The following is a 22,395-nucleotide window of genomic DNA, read 5'->3' on the forward strand; positions in this document are numbered from 1 at the left end:
AGGTGTGAGCGAGGCGGGCAGCGTAGGTGCGTTACGTCGGGGGAGCCCCGCCTGCACCGTTCACCGTCGGTACGAGGCCTGTTGGGGGACGGCGATCAGAACCCTGCGTCCGCCCGAGGGAGAGCCACTGCACCCTGGGCTACCGTGTATCGCCAACACGGATTCGAGGGAGCTGTATTGACGAGGGTCGCGGTGGTCGGTGGCGGGATCGGCGGCCTGGCCGTCGCGCTGTTCCTGGGCCGTCGGGGGCATGCGGTCACGGTGCTGGAGCGGGACGAATACCGGCCGGGGCGTGATCTCGACGCGGACTTCTTCGACTGGGGGCGCCCGGGGGTGCCCCAGGCCGTCCAGCCCCACGGGCTTCTGGCACCGGTCCGTACCGTGCTGCGCGCGGAGACCCCCGACGTGTACGAGGCGATGCTCCGGATGGGGGCGGGCGAACGCAACGAGCTGGACTGGTTCGCCGAGCGCCCGCCCGCGCGCCCGGGGGACGAGGACCTGGTCACGGTCCAGACGCGGCGCATCGTGCTGGAGGCGGCGCTGCACGATGCCGTCCACCGCGAACCGACCGTCGACGTCCGGCTCGGGGAGCCCGCCGAGGGGCTCGTCGTGGACCGGCACGGCGGCGCTCCTGGTGACGTCCCCCGGGTGACGGGGGTGCGGTCGCGGTCCGGGCGCCACGACGCCGACCTGGTGCTGGACGCCGGCGGGCGCCGGTCCCCGGTGCCCGGCTGGCTGTCCGCCGCGGGCTGCCGGGACGCGGTCGTGGAGAACCACCGCATCGGGATCGCGTACTTCTGCCGCTGGTACCGGCTGCCCCCGGACGGGCCGGGGAATCCGGGGCGGGTCAAGGCGGGATCGGTGGCGGCCTTCGCGGTCGGCGGGGTGTTCCCGTCGGACAACGGCACCTTCGCGGTGTTCCTGACCGTGTCCACCGCCGACCCCACCCGCGGCGCGCTCCCGGACCCCGAGGTCTTCGAACGGGTGGCCCGGACCTTTCCCGCCGTGGCCGCATGGCTGGACCTGTGCCCGGAGGCGATCTCCGGGGTGCTCGCGATGGGCGGCCTCGACAACCGCTGGACCGGGCTTTCCGACGCGGCCGGGCCCGTCGTCACCGGGCTGGTCGGGGTCGGCGACGCGGTCACGCACACCAATCCCACGATGGGGCAGGGCGTGGCGCTGGCCCTGTGGGCGGCGCAGTGGGTGGCCGGCCATGCCCCGGCCGCCGCCGACGACCCGGCGGCGTTCGCGGCCGGCTACCACCGCTGGGCCGGGCGGACACTGCGCCCCTGGTTCGACATCCAGGTCGCCATGGACCGGGCCAACGAGGCCGAACTCAGGAACCCCGAGCGGTGGTTGCCCCGGCAGCCCACGGCTGCGGCACGCGAGAAGGCCGCCCTGTCCGCATGCTCCTGGGACGACCCGGTAGTGATGCGGGCGCGGGCCCGGATCCGCCATCTCGTCCAGCCAGCCGATCAGGCCTACGGCACCGAGGAGGTACGCGCCCGCGTGGCGTGCTGGCTGGCGGAGCACCCGGACTTCACGCCCGGGTTCGACGGTCCCGCCCGCGAGGAGTGGGAGTCGGCCGTGCGGCGCACGGGGCCGACGCTCCGAGACCGGCCGCAGTGACCTGACACGACGGCACGGCGCCGGTGCCGGCCGTGAAGAGGCCGGCACCGGCGCCGTGTGCCCGGTGGTCAGACGAGGAGCTTCGTCTTCGCCCGCTGGTACTCCTCTTCCGTGATGGCGCCCTTGTCCTTGAGGTCCGCGAGTTTCGACAGATCCTCGACGTGGCTGCTCTTCGGCGCACCGTTCGCGTCGGACGTGCCCGCGGCCTCTCTCACGTACGCCTTGAAGGCCGCGTCCCGTTCCTTCGCGTCCTTCACGTCACGCGTCCCCATGGATTTGCCGCGTGCGATCACGTAGATCAGAACGCCCAGGTACGGCAGCACCAGTGCCAGGATCAGCCAGCCCGCCTTGGCCCATCCGCCGAGGTCGTCGCTTCGGAAGATGTCCATGATGACGCGGAACAGCAGGAAGAGCCACATGATCCAGAGGAAGAACCAGAGCATGGTCCAGAACAGGTTGAGCAGGGGGTAGTCGTCCATCGTCCACTCCAGGCGCCGCGTCGAATGGCTGAGTCTGAAATCAGTCATATCACCGCATTTATGCAGGCGCCCGTTGAGGTTTCCTGTGTTCCGCCAGGAGAGGGTTGGGGGAGCGGGCGGGTGCGGCGTGACGCGGGGCGACGCCTACTTCTCCGGCACGGAGGCGGCGGAGGCGGGGGCCTCTGCCGAGGCGGTGTCGGTGGAGCGCTCTACGGGTTCGGCCTGCTGCGGGATCGAGGATCCGGCCTGGGCCTCCGCTGCGCGTGCGGCCGCCGAGGTCTTCCGGCTGTGCACCAGGATGCCTATGAAGCCGGCGATGAACCCACTGATCAGGCCCGATATCGCGTGGTTGACCGCGTTGACCGATTCGCTGTCCGGGAGGCCGACGGCGGCGTAGTTCACCAGCGCGCTCATCACCGCCCCCATCAGGCCGCCGATGAGGCCGCTGATGACGGCGCCGCGCACGGGTGAGGACGGGGCGGCCGTGGCGGTCGGGGCAGGGGCGGGAGCGGGGGTGAGCGGTGCGGTCATCGTCGGGGCCCTCCAGACAGGCTGCGATGGGAGTCCGGGAGCGGCTTGACGGGCGCGGCGACATGCGCGCTCGGGGCCTGCTCGCACGGGCAGCCCACCGGTCCGGGGGATGCAGCAGTTACCTTGCGGCAGAACACGTGTTCCGTGCAACACCTTCTCGTTTCCGACACTTTGACGGCATGGTGAAGATCGCCCGCGGAAGTGGAGCGGTTGCCGCCGCCAAGGGGGCAGTGAGGGTGGTTTGTTCAGGTTTGGCGGTGCCGATCGGCTGTCCCTGCAATGTGGTTGGGGAGGGCTGGCCGTCGCTGTCGGCGGAGGGCCGTGACGGGCAGGTGCGCGGGCACCGTCCGGTCGCTGCGGGATCGGCGGCCCGGACCGGGTGCCGACTGAGGGGTGTGGACGCCGAGTGGTCATGAGCGTCTCGAACATGCCGTAGAGTTGTGTTTACCGACGCGGGGTGGAGCAGCTCGGTAGCTCGCTGGGCTCATAACCCAGAGGTCGCAGGTTCAAATCCTGTCCCCGCTACTGAAGAATCAGGCCCGGCATGCATACAGCGTGCCGGGCCTGATTCGTTTGTACGCCGTCGGCCCGCCGGGTCGCCGGCCGGCGCGGGCCGTATGCCGCGTACGTACCCCCATTGGCCGACGAGGAGTCGCCCCGCGACCCTGCTCCGGGAAGCCTGGGGGTGGTGCGCGGTACCGTCCGCGGCCGTGGGCGCACCGGGCAGGAGACCAGCAGGTGGGGAAGCGGGAGAAGCGGCGGAAGAGGCGCGCAGGTGGGGTGCGGACCCGCCGTTTCGTCCGGGCTCTGCCTGCGCTGATGATCGTCGGGGGCGTGCTGTTCGACGTCCTCACCCCGCCCGCCTTCACGGCCATCCCGTTGTTCGCGGCGGCGCCGCTGATCGCCGCACCGTTCTTCTCGCTGGCCAGTACCGTCCGCACCGGCGTCGCCGCGCTGCTGGCGGTCGCCGGGGTGCGGATCTACAGCGGCACCCTGATCCAGGTCGTGCCCTCCATCGAACTGCTCACCGTCCTCACCGTCTCCGTCCTCGCTGTCGTGATCAACGGGGTCGTGCGGCGCAGCAACGAGCAGCTGGCTTCCGCCCGGGTCATCGCGGAGACCGCCATGCGGGCGGTGCTGCCGACGCCGTCCGACCGGATCGGCGGGCTGCATGTCGCCGCGCGGTACGAGGCGGCGCAGGCGGACGAGTTCGTCGGCGGCGACCTGTTCTCGGTCACGGACACCCCGCAGGGGGTGCGGCTGGTGGTCGGGGACGTGCGCGGCAAGGGACTGGACGCCGTGGAGGCGGTGGCGGTGATCATCGGGGCGTTCCGGGAGGCGGCCGAGCAGGAGGAGTCGCTCGAGGGCGTGGCGCAGCGGCTGGAGCGTGCGCTGGCGCGCGAGGCGAGCACCCGCGGCGGCCTTGATGCGGTCGAGGGGTTCGTCACCGCCGTGCTGGCGGAGATCCCGCCGGGTGCGTCCGTGGTGCGGATCGTCAACCGCGGCCACCCCGAGCCGCTGCTGCTGCACACGGACGGGGCGCTGGAGGTGCTCGGGCCTTCGGTGCCGGCGCTGCCGCTGGGGATGGACCTGGGGGTGTGGCCGGACCGGGCCGACGAGTGGGAACTGCCCGCCGGGGCGACGCTCCTTCTCTATACGGACGGCCTCTCCGAGGCCCGTGACGCCGAAGGGGTCTTCTACGCCCCCGCCGAGCGGCTGAGGGGGCGGATCTTCCCGGGGCCCGAGGAGCTGCTGTCCGCGCTGACCGATGACGTGCGGCTGCACACGGGCGGTGAGTCGACGGACGACATGGCGCTGCTCGCGGTCGGCCGGCCGGCCGAGGGCCAGCCCGACCGGCGCAGGACCGTGAAGATCGTCGGCCTGGGGGACGGTGGCGGATGAGCCCGAGCCTGAGCCCAGGGCCGGGTGCGGTGGGAGCGGTTTGGCTGCGATGCCACCGTCCGTAACCGAAGGGCATCCCTCCGCATAACATTTGACGCAACGTCAGAAAGCGGGTAGTGGCTGAAGGGTGATCAACTCGTCCGTTTCCACCCGGTTGTGTCCCGTAAAGTCCAGGCCAAAGACCTGAACGATCAGTGGGAACGGCTTGGAATCGGACCCCGGTGTCTATTAACGTTCGATAACGCAGCGCGGTTGTCCCAGCCGCCGTCAGTGGCGGCACCGTGCGCGAGCGCCGAATTCCGCAAGGGAACCGGGGAACCACCTACATGGGGTGAATCGGGCATCTCTGTCTTGTGACGAGACGGAGGAACCCGTAGGAGACCTTCCTGCTCCGAACCCGTCAGCTAACCCGGTAGGCGAGAAGGAAGGAAAGGAGTGCGCCCCCGTGGCGTCCAACAAGCCTGCCCCCGAAGCTCCCTCCCGGTTCGTGTCCGAGTACGGCGATGACTTCGCGACCCGGCCCGGCACCGTTGTCGGTGCGGAGCACGGGGCCGCCTACGCGACCGATCACGGGACCGATCGGGGCAGCGGCTTCGGAATCGACTTCCGCGCCGACGACTCCGGGCCCGACAGGGCCTGGGAGGAATGGAATCCCACCGAGGACTCCGTCCGTCCCGTGCGCGGCAAGCACCGCGTCGCCAAGCAGCGCAACGGTCTGGCCCGTAGCTCCACCGTCCTCGGCGTCGGCGTCATCGCGGCCGTCGGTGCGGGTGGCATGGCCACCGCCCAGAGCAAGCCGCCGGTCTCCATCTCTCTTCCCGATTCCATCTCGGACAATCTCCCCGACGCCAAGTCCCTCCCGGGCGTCGGCGCACTGTTCTCGGGTGAATCCGAGTCCGCGGCGGAGAAGGCCGTGGCCGAGACCGCTTCCGCCCCGCTGACGACCGCCGGCATCACCACCGCCGAGGCCGAGCAGGGCACCACCGACGCGGGTGAGGCCCTGCGCGCCCGCATCCTCCAGCAGGCAGAGCAGCAGCAGGACGCCGCCGACGCCGAGGTCAAGGCCGCAGCCGAGAAGGCCGCAGCCGAGAAGGCCGCCGCGGAGGCGAAGAAGCAGCAGGACGCCGCCGAGGCCAAGATCGCCGCAGAGAAGAAGAAGGCGGCGGAGGAGGCGGCGAAGAAGGCGGAAGCCCTGCGGCTCGCCAAGCTCGCCGCCAGTTACGCCATCCCCACCTCCTCGTACACGATCACCTCGACCTTCGGCGAGGCCGGATCGATGTGGTCCTCCGGCTACCACACGGGCCTCGACTTCGCGGCGCCCACCGGTACGCCGATCAAGGCGATCCACAGCGGCACGATCAAGTCGGCCGGCTACTCCGGCTCCTACGGCTACCGCACGGTCCTGGAGCTGGAGGACGGCACGGAGCTGTGGTTCTGCCACCAGTCCTCGATGGATGTCAGCATCGGCCAGAAGGTCACGACCGGCGACACCATCGGACGCGTCGGCGCCACCGGCAACGTGACCGGCCCGCACCTCCACCTGGAGGTCCACACCCCGGACGGCACCGGCATAGACCCGATGCCCTGGCTGCAGGCCCGGGGCCTGACGGTCTGAGACCGTTCCTCCACGCCGGCTCCCCGGCCCGTGAAACCCCGGCAGCCCTGACGCTCACCCCCCGACGTCAGGGCTGCCGGTCTGTCTCCGTCCGCTCGCTGCACCGGATCAAGATGCACAGGCCACGGAATAGCGGAGCCCGCGGAAGTGGTTGTTCCACCCATGACTTCTCTTCGCAAGCTCGGCTCCTCCAGTCTCCAGGTCTTCCCGCTCGCCCTCGGGGGCAACGTCTTCGGCTGGACCGCCGACGAGGCGCAGTCCTTCGCCGTTCTCGACGCGTACGCGGCGGCCGGCGGCAACTTCGTCGACACCGCCGACGCCTACTCGGCCTGGGTCCCCGGCAACGAGGGCGGCGAGTCGGAAACCCTCATCGGCAAGTGGCTCGCCGCACGCGGCAACCGTTCGGACGTCGTCGTGGCCACCAAGGTCGGCGCCCACCCCGCCTACAAGGGGCTCTCCGCCACCACCATCAAGGCCGCTGCCGAGGAGTCGCTGCGCCGGCTGGGCACCGACCACATCGACCTCTACTACACGCACTTCGACGACGAGACGGTCCCGGTCGAGGAGATCATCACCGCCCTCGACCAGCTGGTGAAGGACGGCAAGGTCCGCGAGATCGCCGCGTCCAACATCAGCCCCCAGCGGCTGCGTGCCTCGCTGGACTTCTCGGAGCGCGAGGGGCTCGCCCGCTACGTGGCCCTGCAGCCCCACTACAACCTCGTCTCCCGGGACACGTACGAGGGCGAGCTCCAGGACACCGCCGCCGGTGCCGGGCTCGCGGCCGTCCCGTACTTCGCCCTCGCCTCCGGGTTCCTCACCGGCAAGTACCGTCCGGGCACGGCCGTGGAGAGCGCCCGCGCCGGGAGCGCGGCCACGCACCTGGAGTCGGAGCGCGGCCGGAAGGTGCTCGCCGCGCTCGACAAGGTGGCCCAGGAGCGGGACGCCGAGATCGCGACCGTGGCGCTGGCGTGGCTGGCCGCCCGGCCGACCGTCGCCGCACCGATCGCCTCGGCCCGTACCGTCGAGCAGCTTCCCGCGCTGGTGGCCGTCGCCGGACTGCAGCTGACGGACCAGGAGCTGGCGGACCTCACCGAGGCTTCCGCCTGAGGCCTGTCCGACCCTGATCCGCCGGCCCGGCCGCCCCTAACCCTGTTGTCCGTACCGCGGCTGGTCGTACGGAGGGTCGGTGCGCGGAGGGTTCGTGTACGTCGGTGCGCTGTAGGGCTGCCCGGCGTACGGGTATGCGGGGTGCGGATACGGGGCGTGACCGCCGTGGGGCGGGTACACCCCGTAGCCCGGGCCCGGGACCTGCCCCTGGGCCTGTCCTTGGTACGGCCGGCGCACCGGAGGCACGAACCGGGAGCGCAGACGGCCCGTGGCCTGTGCCGCGTACACGAGGGCGGGGCCTGCGGTCTCCCTGCGCTGCCACAGGTGGTGCAGCAACTCCCGCTCGCGTTCGGCGAAGTCCGGGCCCGCCGTGCCACGGCGGGCCTGTCGGCGCAGAAAGGCCAGCGAGGTCGCGAACGACTCGTACTCGGCGACCGTGCGGGCCGCCGCCCTGCCCTGGGCCTTCACCTCTTTCCGCTCCATCCGCGCCGCGGCGGGTATGCGGGCGTGCGCGGGGTGATGGGCGTGCGCGGGAGCGTATGCCGGGTGGAACGCGTGGCTGTGGGGCCTGCCGTACGGGCCGCCGGCCGCCGTTGCCGCCGCCGTGCGTTGGCGGGCGACACCCCTGGCCATGCCGCGGGCCCGCATCGAGGAGAGGGCGAGGGGTTCGGCCGGGGACAGCCAGCCGGCCGCGGCGTACGCCGGCAGCTCGACGCCGAGGGTGCGCAGCTCGCGCAGTCGGGCCCAGATCGCCAGCCAGGTCACCAGCCCGAAGACCGGGACCATGAACGCCCCGTACACGGCGTAGAAGCCGTACGGGCCGAATGCGGACGACCCGTTCCACAGGGCGTGCATGCCCATCGCGAGGAGCAGGCCCAGCAGCGGGAGCGCGATGCGCCGGACGCGCTGATGGCGCGCACTGCTTGCGGCGATCCCGAAACCGACACCGGTCAGAACGGTGAAGAGCGGATGGGCGAACGGGGACATCACCGCACGCATGAAGAAGGTCGCCGCGGTCACGGAGGCGAACCCCGAGCCCATCATCTGGTCCTCACCGAAGGCGTTGCCCAGATAGAGGATGTTCTCGGTGAAGGCGAAACCTGTCGCGGTGAAGCCGGCGACGACCACGCCGTCGACGATCCCGCCGAAGTCCCGTCGCCGGAAGAGGAAGAGCAGCAGGACGGCCGCCGCTTTGGCGCTCTCCTCCACGACGGGCGCTATGACCGTGGCGCCCAGCGTGTCCGCGCTGCCCGGGTCGGCCGTGGCGGTGGCGATCCACCGCGTCGCGAAGGAATTCGCGATGATCGCGACCAGGGCCGCAGCGCAGGCACCCCAGGCGAAGGCGAACAGCATGTTGCGCCACGGGCCCGGTTCGACCCGGTCCAGCCAGCGGAACGCCGTCATCAACACCGGAACGGGCAATACGGCCAGGCCCAGACCGACGAGGAACCCCTGCGTCCCCGTCTGGTCACGGACCAGGGCGAGGATCACCAGCCCGCAGAGCGCCAGCACGGAGAAGACGGCGACGACACGGAGCGTCCTGCTCCGCCACAGCATGCCGACGCGGCGCGGGCGGTAGCGCCACTGACCCCGGTCCGGCGCGGCAGCCAGGATCTCGCCGACGCGATGCTCCTCGAGCACCGGGACGGCCGGCTGTGACTGTCGCTGAACAGACCCGTCGGACACCCCACGACCCTAACGAGCGGGACTGACAACGGCCATGGCGCCTGGTCGGCTCCCGGTGCGGTGGCAGGCGCCCGCCGGCTGATCAGCGGCAGAAGCCCCTCGGCCGGTCAGCGGCGGGCGAACAGCAGGTCGTGCACCACGTGGCCCTTGTCCAGGCCCTGTCCCTCGAACCGGGTCAGCGGCCGGAAGGCGGGCCGTGGTGCGTAGCCGCCGTCCGCCGCCGTGTTCTCGAAGCGGGGGTGCGCGGTCAGCACCTCCAGCATCTGCTCGGCGTACGGCTCCCAGTCGGTCGCGCAGTGCAGGACCGCTCCGGGCTTCAGCCGCTGCGCCGCCAGGTCGAGGAACTCCGGCTGGATCAGCCGGCGCTTGTGGTGGCGCGACTTGGGCCACGGGTCGGGGAAGTACACCCGCAGCCCGTCCAGCGCGTCCGGCTCCAGCATCTCGCGCAGCAGGATGATCGCGTCACCGTTGGCGACCCGGATGTTGGACATGCCGTTCCGGTCCGCGAGACCGAGCAGGTTGCCCTGGCCGGGGGTGTGCACGTCGACGGCGAGAATGCCGGTCCCCGGGTCGTCGGCGGCCATCTGCGCGGTGGCCTCGCCCATGCCGAAGCCGATCTCCAGGACCACCGGGAGCCCGTCGAACAGCTCCGGCAGATCCAGGACGCGCAGCCCGTCGATGTCCAGGCCCCACTTCGGCCAGAGCCGCTCCAGGGCGTCCTGCTGGCCGGGTGTGACCCGGCTGCGGCGCGGCTGGAAACTGCGGATCCGGCGCTCGTGGTGCGAACCGGCCGGATCGGCCGCGGGGCCGCCGGGGAAGCGGGGCTCCTGGCGCAGCCTGCGCGCGCGGTCCAGGGCCGCGGCGCGCAGATCGTCCGGGATGCCGGCGGTCGCGGGCGCGGCGCCGCCCGGACCGGTGGCGGCCGTGCCGTCCGTCCCGGTGGCGGGCGGATCGGTGGGGAGCGCACCGGAGGGGAGCGTGCTGTCCGTCTCGGCGGCGGCGTCGCCGGGCGTCGCGGGGGAGGGGTTCAAGGGCTCAGACACAATGCCCTGATTCTACGGTGGGCGGCTTCCACCCCGTCCCCTGTGCCCGGAGCAGCGCCCTGCGTGCCACCTCCCGCCCGATGGGCAGCGCGGCCGTGGCGGCAGGCGACGGGGCGTTCAGCACGTGGACGGTGTGCGGGGCCTCGCGGATCAGGAAGTCGTCCACCAGAGTGCCGTCCCGCAGCACCGCCTGGGCCCTGACCCCGGCAGGCGCGGGGCGCAGGTCGGCCTCGGTCACCTCGGGCAGGAGCCGCCGCACGGCCGCCGTGAACGCGTGCTTCGACAGCGAGCGGTGCACCTCGCCCGCCCCGTACCGCCAGTGTCTGCGGGCGATCCGCCAGGAACCCGGCCAGCTCAGCGTGGAGAGCAGCTCGCGGGGGCTTACCACCGGCCAGCCGTATCCCTCGCGGGCCAGCGCCGGTACCGCGTTCGGCCCGACGTGGACGCTGCCGTCGTGGCCGCGGGTCAGATGGACGCCGAGGAAGGGGAACGCCGGATCGGGCACCGGATAGACCAGGCCGCGCACCAGCTCGGGCCTGGCCAGCTCGTAGTACTCCCCCCGGAAGGGCACGATGCGCATCCCCGGGTCGTCGCCCGCCAGCCGCGCCACCCGGTCGCAGTGCAGTCCCGCGCAGTTGACCAGCACCCGGGCCCGCACCACCAGGCCGTCCGCCGTCCGCACCGCGACGCCCCACGGCCGCCGGTCGATCGAGGTGACCTCCGCGCCGAACCTGATCAGGCCGCCGCCGCTCCGCACCTCGGTGGCGAGCCGCTCGGCGACCGCGCCGAAGTCGCACACCCCCGTCGTGCCCACCCGGATCGCGGCGAGGCCCCGCACCCGCGGTTCGTACTCGGCGATCTGCGCGGGCCCCAGCTCGCGCACGGGCAGCCCGTGCGCCCGGCCTCGCTGCACCAGGGCGTGCAGCCGGGGCAGCTCGGAGCGGCCCGTTGCGACGATCAGCTTGCCGGTCACCGCGTGCGCGATGCCGTGCTCCCGGCAGAAGTCGGTCATCTCCGCGGCGCCCCGCACCGCATACCGCGCCTTCAGTGAGCCCGGGGGGTAGTAGATGCCGCTGTGGATCACCCCGCTGTTGCGCCCGGTCTGGTGGCGCGCCGGGCCCCACTCCTTCTCCAGCACCGTCACCCGTGTGCCCGGTGCGGTCCGCGTGATCGCATACGCGGCCGACAGGCCGACGATCCCGCCGCCGATCACCAGCACATCGCAGTCGTACGCCGCGTGCGTCATCATCACGCCACCTCCCACCCCGATAGTGCACTGACCCACTGACAACGCACTCAAACCAGTACGGGCACAGCGTGGCGCATCTGGTGCCGGGCAGACGCGGGGCGCCGCCCCGGCAGCCGGGCCGGCGCAGGGGCGGCTACGCGGGGGCGACCAGCAGCGGGCGGGCGCGCTCCCGCAGCTCGACGACGCGCGGCTCGTCCCCGTAGGGCTCCAGCCGGTGCAGCAGGTCGCGCACGTACTCGGTGGTCCGGGCCGACGAGATACGGCCCGCCACCTCCACGGCCCGGGTGCCCGCCGCGCAGGCCGCGTCCAGGTTTCCCGACTCCAGCTCGGCGACGGCCGAGACGACGAGCCGCAGACCGTGCGAGCGGACGAACTCCTCGGTGGGCCTGGACAGTGCCTGCTCGGTGAAGCGCCGTACCTGCCGCGGCGCCTTCAGGTCGAGGTGGCACTCCGCGGCGTCGGCCGCGAACCTGTCGTACGAGTAGAAGCCCAGCCACGACGGGTCCGCGTCACCGTCCCGGGAGCGCTCCAGCCACCCCTCGGCGGCCTTCAGCGCGGCTCCGGCGGCCGGTGCGTCGTTCGCCTTCGCGTGGGCCCGGGCCTCCACGAGGCGGAAGAAGCTCATGGTGCGTGCCGTGGCGAGGCCGCGGTTGCGTTCGACCGCCGCCTGCGCGAGGTCGACGCCCTCGTCGGCGAAGCCGCGATAGGTCGCCTGAAGCGACATGGAGGCGAGGACATAGCCGCCGAGCGGTACATCGGCCGCGGCACGCGCCAGGCGCAGCGCCTGGATGTAGTAGCGCTGGGCCGCTTCCTGCTGACCGGTGTCGAAGGCCATCCACCCGGCGAGCCTGGTCAGTTCGGCCGCCGCGCCGAAGAGCGCCCGGCCGACCTCGTCGCTGTACGAACCCAGCAGCAGGGGTGCCGCGTCGACGCGTAAGCACTCCGGGACCATGGACGAACGCCAGTCCCCGCCGCCGTACTTGGAGTCCCAGCGGCGTGCGTCCTGGGCGGCCTCCCGCAGCTTGGACACATCGCTGTGGCCGACGCGCAGCGGCGAGACGTCGCGCGCGGAATCCGGACCGGGCTGGACGGGGATGGACAGGCCCTGCCCGGGAGCCGTCGGCGCGCCGTGGCCGGACAGCAGCGTGGTGCCGGGCCCCGCGGACGCGTGGCGTCCGCCGGCTGGTGCCGCCGGCTGCCCCGACGCGTCCTGCGCCGGTGCGGACCCGGACCCGCTCTGCTGCCCACGGGCTCCGGACGGAAGCGAAGTGTCCGGCGCATTCGGCGCCCCCTGCGCCCCCGATGCGCCCCGTGCGCCGTGTGTGCTGTGCGTGCCGAGGATCGCCGCCACGGCCGCCGTCGAGGCGCGTGCCACCGACGGGTCGGCGGGGGATATCAGCCAGCGGGACGCCGGGGTCGCGTACGCACTCACCGAGAACGAACCCGCCAGCGACTGCCAGATGCCGCCGCTGCCCGCCCGCCGCCCGGCCAGATCCAGCCGGTACAGCTCGGTCGCCGAACGGACCGCCTCACCCACATCGCGTGGGAACGCCAGCCCGACCTCCGGCGCCGGGTCGGCATCGGCCAGCCCGATCTCGTGCAGCGGGACCGGCCGGCCGAGCTTGGCGCCGATCGCCGCAGCGATGAGATGAGGCGCGGCGCCCTGGGGCACCATGCCCTTGGAGACCCATCTGGCCACCGAGGTCTTGTCGTACCGAAGTGTCAGTCCGCGCTGCGCCCCGAGGTCGTTGACCCGCCGGGCGAGCCCGGCGTTGCTGATTCCCGCGAGGGCGAGAACGGTTCCGAGTTTCTCGTTCGGCCCGCGTTGCTCCCTGGACATGCGCCACCCCTCGACACACAGACGGCAGCCGCGTCACCGATGCGGCGCGCGGCATTCGTACCGGGTTCTCCCCAGGGACGAACCCCGGCACTCCGGCCGCACACGCATTTGGCCGAGCCCCGAGGAATATGCCGCCCTGCTGAGAACATCAGTAAACCCAGCGTAGTTCGCCGCATCCCTACCGTTAAGGGCCGGACGTCCGTATGGCGGGATTGTTGTCCGTACCGGCCACCGCACGGTGAACAGTGGCGAGTCGGGTGGTGCGAGGGGCGGAAGGGGCGGAGTGGGCGAGCGGGAGGCGAATGCCGCGCGAAGGAAGGGCGGAGGAAAAGCGGGGGCACTGAGGAGACTCTGTGGAGCTCGCCCGCGCCCCTTTGCGGAGATCGCCGGGGTGACGCCCGGGAGGGGGTGGACGGCGGCCGCGGGCGTGGCGCCCGGAGCGGCGCAGGGGTGGGGTCCGGACCGAGACCCACCCGCCGACCAGCCCGAACCCGTGTGCGGGGGCGCGTCCGGGGCCCTGTCCGTACGGCCCCTGCGGCTCTCGCCGGAGCCCTCGTCCGGGGTGTCTGCGCGTGCTCCTGGTGTGTGGCCGTGCGCCCGGCCGTGCGCTCTGGCCCGGCCCCGGCGGGAGCGCTTGCATGGGTGCTGCGTGGGTCGGCCCGCTGCACTGGACGCGGTGGGCTGGGGGAACACCGTCGCCTCATTCCCCGCAGGCGGCGGGCCGGTCCGGGGGGCGGACCACGCCTCCCGGACCGTGTGTGGAGCCGGCGCGGGGCGGGCCGCGGGGGCCGGTCCGAGGATGACGGAGGAGCCCTTCCCGGGCTCGGGCAGGGCGTGCCGCAGACCCGAGCGCAGCTCGGAACAAACAGGGGCGAACAGGCGTAAAAACAACCGCTGTGTGCCGGCCGACCGGTTCCCGTGCCTTCTGAAATTGGCCTGATGTCGCCGGTCGGTCGAGGTTGGGCCGATGGGTCCGCGGACATCTCGGCGGCCGCCTGGCCGAGGTGTCGGCCGTGGCCGGATCCGGGCCGTTACTCCGCGACGCGTGCGGGGAACGCAACGCGCGGAATCCGTAACTCCGTTGCCGTCGGGGCCGACGCGCGCGGGCCGTTCGCAGAACGCCAGGTCCGGCGGCCCCTCTCCGGCCTTTGCCAGGGGCGCATGCGCTCACGACGTGCGCCGTCCGTAGCCACTCCTGCGCGCCGTTGTCGTGGCAGCATGTCCGCAACGGCGCCGCGCGTTACCGGAGTTCTCCCGTTACCGCCCTGCTGCGCCGTTTTGTCCACAGCCTGTGGAGGCGGCGATGCGTTGGTTGGTGGGTTGGAGCAGTATCGCCGCGAGCTTCGGCACGGTCGGAGCGGTCGGCGGCAGCGACGAGGGGCGCACGATGCACCCCGTGGGCTCCCAACTCCTGTGGGGAGACCCGGATCCGCTCTGGGCGGTGGGTGACTGGCGGCCCGACGAGATCCGTACCGTCCGGGTGGACACCGCCGAGGGGGCGCCCACCGCACGGCTCGCCGTCCTCGGTTGCTGCGGTGCGACGGACGAACAACTGCGCGTCGGCCTGCTCGCCGCCCGCGGCGGCGCGCTGCGCCACCTCACCGCATGGACCGGCAGCTACACGGCCGTCGTCCAGATAGGCCGACGGATCACCGTGGCCGGAGACCTCGCCGGAGCCCGCCCGGTCTTCTACACGCCCTGGGCCGGCGGCACCGCGTACGCCACCGCCGCGCTCCCCCTCGCCGATCTCATCGAGGCCCAGCTCGACATCGGCCACCTCGCCGCCCTGCTCGCCTGCCCCGAAACCCCGGAGGCGCTGCGCGACGGCACTCCGTACGAGGGGGTGAAGCGCATCCCGCCCGGGCACGCGCTGATCCTCCGCGAGGGCTCGCGGGAGATCACGGGGTACGAGGCGGTGGCCTCCCTCGCCGTGGCCGCGCCCGAACTCGACCCGGTGAGCGCCGTCGACGGGGTGCGCGACGCCCTCGTCGAAGCGGTGCGCGCCAGACTCCTGGCCCCGCGCCACGCCCCGGAGACCCTGCCCCCCGACCCCGGCCCCGTTCCCGGCATGGGCCCGGCCGAACGCCGTGCCGCCCGGGGCGCGCCCGTCCCCGGAATCGGCTCCGACCTCTCCGGGGGCAGCGCTTCGGCGACGCTCGCCCTGCTCGCCGCCGGGCTTCCCGGTCTGCCCGGCACGATCCTGGGCCACGGCACGGGAGCGGGGGAGCGGCTGCTCGCCGTCACCTTCAACGACTTGACGACCCGCGCCCACGAGGACGAGCTCGAACGCGCCCGCGTCATCGCCGCCAACCCGAGGCTGCACCATGTCGTGGTCGCGGCGGGCGAAGAGGCCCTGCCGTACGCCGACCTGGAGAACGGCCCGCTCACCGACGAACCCGCCCCCTCCCTCGTCCTCGTCGAGCGCAACCGCCGCCGCCTCTCCGCGGGCAGCGCCGACCATTTCGTGGGTGACGGCGCCCGGCAGGTGCTCGACGCCCATCCGGCCCGCCTCGCCGATCTGCTGATCGACCGCAGGCGCCGCCATCTGCTGCGACCGGTCGCCGCGCTCGCCAAGGCCGAACGCCCCTCCGCACACTCCCTGTTCGTGCCGCTGACGGTCTACCGGGCGGCCCGCCGACTGGCCCGTACGTCCTACCGCACCGGTCTCGAAGCGGCGGCCGACCGGCTGCCCGACGCCAACCGCCTCACCCCCGACCTCGACACCCCCGCCGACGCCTCGCTCGCCGCACTGGCCTGGTCGCGGCCCGGCCCCGCGGCCCGGTGGCTCACCGGAGAGGCGCTGGCTGAAGTATCGGTTCGCCTTCAGGAGGCGGCGATCCGTCCCACCTCCGTCCAGCGCCCCGGTGAGGCCCGGGCCAGAGCCTCTCTCGCCCGGCACGCCGCCAGCCACCGCATCCTGGAACAGGCCGCCGAGGTCCGCAGCCAGCGGCTGCACGCCCCCTTCCTGGACAACCAGGTCGTACGCGCAGCCCGCGCGCTTCCCGAATCCCTCCGGGTCCAGCCGGGCGCCCGCGCGGCGATCCTGCGCCGGGTCCTGGCGGGCGCCGGCATCCACGAGCTGCCGCCGGGCTGGGGCACCTCGTCCCAGGCCACCTCGACCGCCGTCACCCGGACCGGCCTGCGCGCCTCGCTGCCCGAACTGATCGCCCTCTTCGACGCCCCGTTGCTCGCCGACGCAGGTCTGGTCGAGGCCCGCGTCGTACGCAAAGCCCTGCGCGCGGCCTCCGAGGGCGAACCCCTCCCCCTGGACGGGCTGGCCGACCTCGCCTCCACGGAACTGTGGCTGCGCCGCCTCGTGTCGCGGCGCGGAACCTGCTGGACGGGGACGGCGGCGCCCCGGCAGCGCGCGGTCGCCGGCGGGGTGGCCCCGGCCCGGCGGTCGCTGCAGGGGTAGCCCGTGGCCGCAGCGCGTGGCCCGGTGAGACCGTCCGCTGCCCCGCTGCCCGAGCGGCGGGACACAATGGCGGGGTGCGGTATCTGATCCTGGGCGTCACGGAGGCGCGAGACGAGAGCGGCGCCGTGCTGCCCCTCGGCGGTACGCGCCTGCGCAGCCTGCTCGCCGCTCTCGCCCTGCGGGCCGGCCGCGCCGTGCCGGTCGCCGAGCTCGTCGGTGACGTCTGGGCGGACGAGCCCCCGGCGGACGCCACTGCCGCGCTCCAGGCCCTGGTCGGGCGGCTGCGCCGGGCGCTGGGCAAGGACGCGCTGGCCAGCGGCCCCGGCGGCTACCGCCTCGTCGCCCGTCCGGACGACGTCGACCTGTACGTCTTCGAGCGACTGGCCCGGCAGGGCGGCGCCGAGCTGGAGGCCGGTGCCCCGGCCGATGCCGCCCGCACCCTGCGTACCGCACTCGCCCTCTGGCGCGGACCCGCCCTGGCCGACCTGCCCGACGGGGACCACGGCCACGCCCTGCGCCCGGAGGCCCACCGGCTGGCCGCACTGGAGCGCCGTATCGAGGCCGACCTGCGCTGTGCGGCGGCGGAGGGGACGCAGTCGGCCGACCCACGGCGGGCCGCGGCCGAAGGGCCCCCGCGCGACGGCGGAGCAGCCCCGGCCCCCGCCGCCCTCGTCGCCGAGCTGACCGAGCTGACCGCCGCCCACCCGTACGACGAACGCTTCCGGGCCCAGCTCATCCGCGCCCTGCGCGCCGACGGCCGGCAGGCCGACGCCCTCGCGGCGTACGGGGACGCGCGCCGCACCCTCGCCGACGGCCTCGGCACCGACCCGGGCCCCGAACTGACCGCCCTCCACCAAGAGCTTCTCTTCGCCGTTCCCGGCCCGCCCGAACCAGCACCCGCCCGCGGCAACCTCCGGCCCAGACTCACCTCGTTCGTGGGACGCGAGCCCGAACTCCGGGCCATCCGCGACGATCTGACCCGGTCCCGGCTGGTCACCCTCACCGGCCCCGGCGGCTCGGGGAAGACCCGCCTCGCCGAGGAGTCCGCGGCCCACGAGAACCGCACGGCCACCGCCCCACGCGACGTCTGGCTCGCCGAACTCGCCCCGGTGGAGGACCCCGAAGCCGTCCCCGGAGCCGTGCTCTCCGCGCTGGGGCTGCGCGAGACGTCGCTGCTGCGGGACAGCACCCACGAAGGGCCGCTGCCGCGGACCGACCCGGTCGACGTGCTCGTCGACCACCTCGCGCACGGTTCCCGTGCCCGGTCCGTTCTCCTCATCCTCGACAACTGCGAGCACGTCATCGACGCGGCCGCCGCACTGGCCGAAACGCTGCTGACCCGCTGCCCGGACCTGCGCGTCCTCGCCACCAGCCGCGAACCACTCGGCGTCCCCGGCGAGTCCGTACGGCCGCTCGACCCGCTCCCCGCCGACCCGGCCCTGCGCCTCTTCACCGAACGTGCGCGGGCCGTACGCCCCGGATTCGACCCCGAACACGAGCCGGCGCACGATCCCGAGGCCGTCGCCGAGATCTGCCGCCGCCTGGACGGTCTGCCCCTCGCGATCGAACTCGCCGCCGCCCGGCTGCGGTTGCTGGGGCCGCGCCAGATCGCGGACCGGCTCGACGACCGGTTCCGGCTGCTGACGGGCGGCAGCCGCACCGTGCTGCCGCGCCAGCAGACCCTGCGGGCCGTCGTCGACTGGTCCTGGGACCTCCTCGACGAGGACGAACGCACCGCTCTGCGCCAGGTCTCCGTCTTCGCGGGCGGCTGGGACCTGGCCGCCGCGGAAGCCGTGGTCAGCACACCGCCAGGACCCGGGAAGAACGCCGCCGCCGACATCGCGGACCTGATCGGCGCCCTGGTCGACAAGTCCCTCGTCGTCGCCGCCCCGACCGGGGACGGCGCGATGCGCTACCGCCTCCTGGAGACCATCCACGAGTACGCCGCAGAGCGCTCCGCCGAGACCCCGGAGATACGGGAGGCCGCCGGGCACGCACACACCGCGTATTTCACCGCGCTCGTCGAGGAAGCCGAACCGCTCCTGCGCTCGGGCGAGCAACTGCCCTGGATCCAGCGCCTGGAGACCGACCTCGACAACATCCGCGCCGCTCTCCAGCGCACCACCGCCGCCGGTCTTCCCGGCGAGGTGGACGCGGGGCGACTGGTGCTGGGCATGGCCTGGTTCTGGTGGTTGCGCAACTACCGTCCCGAAGGCCTCACCTGGACCGAGCGCATCCTGGCCCTCGGCCCGGAACCCGCCGACGACACGGACCCCCGGTACTGGCCCCGGATGAATCTGCAGATGCTGCGGTTCTTCTTCGCCATGGACAGCCGGCCATCGGATCAGGACCAGGACGACCCCGGGGTCCAGGAGCTCATGGGCCGCTTGGCCGTGGCGTTCGCCGAGCCCGGGCCGCAGGGCGGCCGGTTCCCCGGACTTCTATGGCCGATGACCTCGTTCCTCACCTGGACCACGGTCGACGTACGGCGGAAGATCGATGTGGCCGTCGGCAACGCCCGTATCCACGGCGGGGACTGGGAGTACGGCGTCACTCTGATGTTCCGCACGCACATGGTCGTCGACATGCCCGGAGGCATGCCCGGCATCGACGAGGACCTCGCCGAACTGCGTGCGCTGAGCCGCCGCATCGGCGACCGCTGGATGCGCGCCCAGGTGGCGAGCGCCGCGGCCGAGGCGGGCATGATGCGCGGACGGTACGACGAGTCGCGTGCGGACTACGAGGAGGCGCTGCTGCTCGCCCGTGAGGTCGGAGCCCATGCCGAGGCCCCGTTCCTGCTGGCCCGGCTCGCCGAACTCTCCTACCGCACAGGCGACCTGGCCGCCGCCGAGGAGGGCCTGAACCGGTCGGAGGCCGAGGCGGAGCGCCACCGGACGCATGACGCCACTTCGTACGTCCACTACCTGCGGGCCCTCATGGCGCTCGACCGCGGCGATCCGGTGACCGCCAGGCTGCGGCTCACCTCCGCGCAGGAGGAGAACGGGCGCGGTGGCCCGGCGTCGCACTTCACCGTCATCCAGGAAGGGCTCTCGGCCCGGATCGCGATGTACGAACCGGAGCCCGCGGGCGGCCCCGCCGCCGGGGTGCGCGGGCTGTCGGCGGCCCTCGTCGCGGCGAAGGAGGCGCAGTGTGCCGAGATCGTCACGGGCTATCTGGCGGACGGCGCGGCGATCGCGCTGCCGAAGGTGGGCCGCCCCGCAGAGGCCGCACGCGTCCTGGCCGCCGCCGACAACTGGCGGCTGTCCAGCCACAGGTCCGCGGCGGAGCAGTCCGAGGTGGACGCCGCCGAGCGGCAGGCCCGCAAGGAGCTGGGAACGCTGCGGTACGAGGAGGAGCGCGCCGCGGGCCGCGAGCTGACCCTCGACGACGTCATCGGGCTGATGGAAGGCGTCGTCGCGGATCTGCCGTGACCCCGGAGGAAACGGCGGACCCGGCCGCCCGCGAAGGAGGCGGCTTCCGCCCGGTCAGCGGCAGCTGATGCGTGATTCGGCCCAGTCGGCGAGTGCGACACCGCCGAACGGGGTCGTCGGCTCCACGACGAGCCGGATCCGCTCCTGCCCCTCGATGCCGACGCTCACCGGAACGGCCGGGGCGTCGCCGTTCATCACCGGGGACTGCCACAGCCTCGCCCCGTCGCCGTTGAACACCGAGAACCGCACCGAGCCGAGCCCCATGGTCAGGTCGTCCACGCCGACCATCGCCTCGTAACGCGTGCACGGGCGGTTCAGCCGGATGTGGACCGAGGAACGGCTGTGGACCGTCACCCCGTGCGCGTACCGCGTGCCGCCGATGGACATGCCCGAACGCTGCCAGACCCAACTGCTCTCACCGAGCACCACCTCGGGGCCGGTGTGGTCGCCGAACAGGGTGTAGTCCAGCTCGCTGACCTGGTACACCTCCGGCGCGGGTGCGGGCGGGGGAGTCGAGGGCGGGGGCGGTGTGGGCTTCGGCGCGGGCGGGGGAGGCGGAGTGGGGGTGGGCGGGGGCGTCGGGGTCGGAGTCGGGGTCGGCGTCGGCGTTGGGGTGGGCGTGGGGGTCGGAGTCGGCGTTGGGGTGGGCGTCGGCGTGGGTTCCGGCAGTGAGGGTGCCGGCGGCGCGGGCGCGGAGGGTGTCGGCTTCGGCGTCGGTGGTGCGGGGGTCGGCACCGCGGGTGCCACGGCCGGGGGCCTGGCGACGGGCTTCGCCTCGGGGCGCGGCTGATCGTCCCCGACCAGCGCCCACACCAGCCCCGCCGCGGCCGCGACCGCGACGGCCGCCGCGATGCCGGCCTTCGCCGGAGCGCCGAGCCCCTCGGAGGCGGCGGCGCCACCGGCCGAACCCGCGGACGAGCTTCCTCCGGTCGCTGCGGCTGCGGCTCCCGCACCGGCGGCACCGGCAGCGCCGCCAGCCACGATCCCGGCGGCCTTGAGCGCGTATCCGGCGGCGAACCAGCCGATGACCGCGACCGGGAGCAGCGCGGGAATCCCGGCGTTGACATGGGCCAGTTCGCCCGCCGCGAGCCGGCACTTCGCGCACTCGTCCAGATGCCCGCGCAGGCCGCGCTCGGCCCGCATCCGCAGACCCCCGCGGGCATAGGCGCCGAGCCGGTCGGCATAGCGCGCGCAGTCGCCGCCGGAGGTGAGCGCCTGGCTCACATGGGCTTGCAGATAGGCCTGCTTGAGCCCTTCACGGGCGCGGCTGGCCAGCACCGACGTGGCATTGGCCGTCAGTCCGAACAGCGGGGCGATGTCGCTGGGCGACTCCTCCTCGACGGTGGTGTGCCACAGGACGGCCTGCCAGCGCTCCGGGAGGCTGCGGAACGCCTGCATCGCCATCGACTGCTCGGCCTCGTGCATCGCCATCACATCGGCGCCGAGATCGAGCGTGTCCGCGTCCGACACCTCCGAGGTGCGCGACGCCTGCGCGGCGAACACCGCGAAGTCGTCGACCAGGTGCTCGCGCTTCGCGGTCTTCGTCCACGCGGCGGCGACGTGCCGGACCGCCGTCATCAGGTAGGCCCGCACGGCCTCCTCGGGGCCCTTGCCGCCCCGTACCGCCTGCAGAGTCCTGGCGAAGACCTCGGCCGTCAGGTCGTCGGCCGTGTGCGCGTCCCGGCAGCAGGTGCGCGCATAGCGGCGTACGGCGTCGGAGTGGCGAAGGAACAACTCCTCGTACGCCAGGTCGTCGCCGTCCCGCATCCGCTGGATCAGCTGGGCGTCGGAGGGTGCGTCCCCCGCAGGTGTGCTGCTGGGCACCCGCTGCATGGGCACCGCGGCCGCGGCTGCCGCATCGATCGCGTCCGTGTCCGCCGGGTTCTCGACCGGAGCGGGCGGCCACGGTCCGGGCAGGACGGTGCCGCCGCCCTCTTCTCCGGTGCCCGAGCGGCGGGGACCGGCCTGGTTCGGCACCTGGTGCCCGGGCAGCCCGGCCGTCTCCGTGCCGCCGCCCGCGGTGGAGACACCGTCGAGCGACTCTTCCTGTTGCCCGTCACCGCTCATCGCGGACGCCCCCGTATGCGCTTTCGGACCAGAACACCGGGCAAGCGTGCCACAGAGTGCGGAAGCGGCGACCCTTCAGCCCCGCCAACCACTCATCCGGGGCGTTCTCCCGAATGCGAGCACTAGCGGGCACTCATTTGGGGAAGGAGTAACGGGGCGTGTTGACGGGGCAGTTGGGACGGAACGCGACGAGCGCGGCGGAAGCGTCCCCATCCGGACAGGGGCCGCCCCAGCCGGACGGGACCGCCCGCCGGACAAGGACCGCCCCAGCCGGACAAGGACCGCCCCAGCCGGACGGGGGCTGCCCCGACCGGACGGGACCGCCCGCCGGACAAGGACCGCCCCACCCGGAAGCGGTCCTGCTCCAACCGGACGGGACCGCCCCTCCGGACGAGGGCCCG

The 22,395-nt window shown here is 73.3% G+C and carries 13 protein-coding genes, 1 tRNA gene and 1 riboswitch; of the genes, 7 read left to right on the forward strand and 7 right to left on the reverse strand.

Features of this window, described 5'->3' with window-relative positions:
• The first annotated feature begins 177 nt into the window (after positions 1–177).
• Positions 178–1,629: an NAD(P)/FAD-dependent oxidoreductase gene (locus tag SH922_RS20875; RefSeq protein ID WP_393059416.1), complete on the forward strand. Its 1,452-nt coding sequence runs from the start codon at positions 178–180 to the stop codon at positions 1,627–1,629.
• A 68-nt stretch (positions 1,630–1,697) separates the two neighbouring features.
• On the opposite strand, the gene SH922_RS20880 is transcribed toward SH922_RS20875, so the two are convergent.
• Entirely contained in the window at positions 1,698–2,108 is a 411-nt protein-coding gene (locus SH922_RS20880; protein ID WP_393063642.1) for an SHOCT domain-containing protein, read from the reverse strand.
• 144 nt (positions 2,109–2,252) lie between these two features.
• On the reverse strand, positions 2,253–2,639 hold the full coding sequence (locus SH922_RS20885; RefSeq protein WP_393059417.1) for a hypothetical protein: 387 nt from the start codon (positions 2,637–2,639) through the stop codon (positions 2,253–2,255).
• 451 nt (positions 2,640–3,090) lie between these two features.
• Between SH922_RS20885 and SH922_RS20890 the strand changes: the two genes are divergently transcribed.
• The 4 genes from SH922_RS20890 to SH922_RS20905 all read left to right on the forward strand — a co-directional run bounded on the left by SH922_RS20890 (position 3,091) and on the right by SH922_RS20905 (position 7,263).
• Positions 3,091–3,164: transfer RNA gene (locus tag SH922_RS20890), tRNA-Met, on the forward strand.
• 213 nt (positions 3,165–3,377) lie between these two features.
• Positions 3,378–4,541 carry a PP2C family protein-serine/threonine phosphatase gene (locus SH922_RS20895; RefSeq protein ID WP_393059418.1) on the forward strand — a complete coding sequence of 388 codons (1,164 nt, stop codon included), beginning with the start codon at positions 3,378–3,380 and terminating at the stop codon, positions 4,539–4,541.
• 280 nt (positions 4,542–4,821) lie between these two features.
• Positions 4,822–4,975, forward strand: a riboswitch (cyclic di-AMP (ydaO/yuaA leader).
• An 11-nt stretch (positions 4,976–4,986) separates the two neighbouring features.
• A complete protein-coding gene (locus SH922_RS20900) occupies positions 4,987–6,156 on the forward strand; it encodes a M23 family metallopeptidase (protein WP_393059419.1) in 1,170 nt (389 codons plus the stop codon).
• Positions 6,157–6,318: 162 nt separating this feature from the next.
• Positions 6,319–7,263, forward strand: coding sequence for an aldo/keto reductase (locus SH922_RS20905; RefSeq protein WP_393059420.1), 945 nt, complete (start codon positions 6,319–6,321; stop codon positions 7,261–7,263).
• A 36-nt stretch (positions 7,264–7,299) separates the two neighbouring features.
• Here the strand turns inward: SH922_RS20905 and SH922_RS20910 are convergent, their stop codons facing one another.
• The 4 genes from SH922_RS20910 to SH922_RS20925 form a co-directional block, all read right to left on the reverse strand.
• Positions 7,300–8,949, reverse strand: coding sequence for a PrsW family glutamic-type intramembrane protease (locus SH922_RS20910; protein WP_393059421.1), 1,650 nt, complete (start codon positions 8,947–8,949; stop codon positions 7,300–7,302).
• A gap of 107 nt (positions 8,950–9,056) precedes the next feature.
• On the reverse strand, positions 9,057–9,992 hold the full coding sequence (trmB, locus tag SH922_RS20915; protein WP_393059422.1) for a tRNA (guanosine(46)-N7)-methyltransferase TrmB: 936 nt from the start codon (positions 9,990–9,992) through the stop codon (positions 9,057–9,059).
• On the reverse strand, positions 9,985–11,241 hold the full coding sequence (lhgO, locus tag SH922_RS20920; protein ID WP_393059423.1) for an L-2-hydroxyglutarate oxidase: 1,257 nt from the start codon (positions 11,239–11,241) through the stop codon (positions 9,985–9,987). Before lhgO ends, trmB begins: the two co-directional genes overlap by 8 nt.
• A gap of 133 nt (positions 11,242–11,374) precedes the next feature.
• Positions 11,375–13,081, reverse strand: a complete 1,707-nt coding sequence (locus SH922_RS20925; protein WP_393059424.1) for a sporulation protein — start codon at positions 13,079–13,081, stop codon at positions 11,375–11,377.
• A gap of 1,303 nt (positions 13,082–14,384) precedes the next feature.
• Between SH922_RS20925 and SH922_RS20930 the strand changes: the two genes are divergently transcribed.
• Positions 14,385–16,496: an asparagine synthase-related protein gene (locus SH922_RS20930; RefSeq protein WP_393059425.1), complete on the forward strand. Its 2,112-nt coding sequence runs from the start codon at positions 14,385–14,387 to the stop codon at positions 16,494–16,496.
• Between the two features lie 74 nt (positions 16,497–16,570).
• Complete coding sequence (locus SH922_RS20935; RefSeq protein ID WP_393059426.1) at positions 16,571–19,927, forward strand: ATP-binding protein; 3,357 nt, start codon at positions 16,571–16,573, stop codon at positions 19,925–19,927.
• Positions 19,928–19,981: 54 nt separating this feature from the next.
• Here the strand turns inward: SH922_RS20935 and SH922_RS20940 are convergent, their stop codons facing one another.
• Complete coding sequence (locus SH922_RS20940; protein WP_393059427.1) at positions 19,982–21,994, reverse strand: sigma-70 family RNA polymerase sigma factor; 2,013 nt, start codon at positions 21,992–21,994, stop codon at positions 19,982–19,984.
• Between the last annotated feature and the right edge of the window lie 401 nt (positions 21,995–22,395).

It is taken from the genome of Streptomyces sp. LN549, assembly GCF_043203805.1.
Classification (GTDB): Bacteria; Actinomycetota; Actinomycetes; order Streptomycetales; family Streptomycetaceae; genus Streptomyces.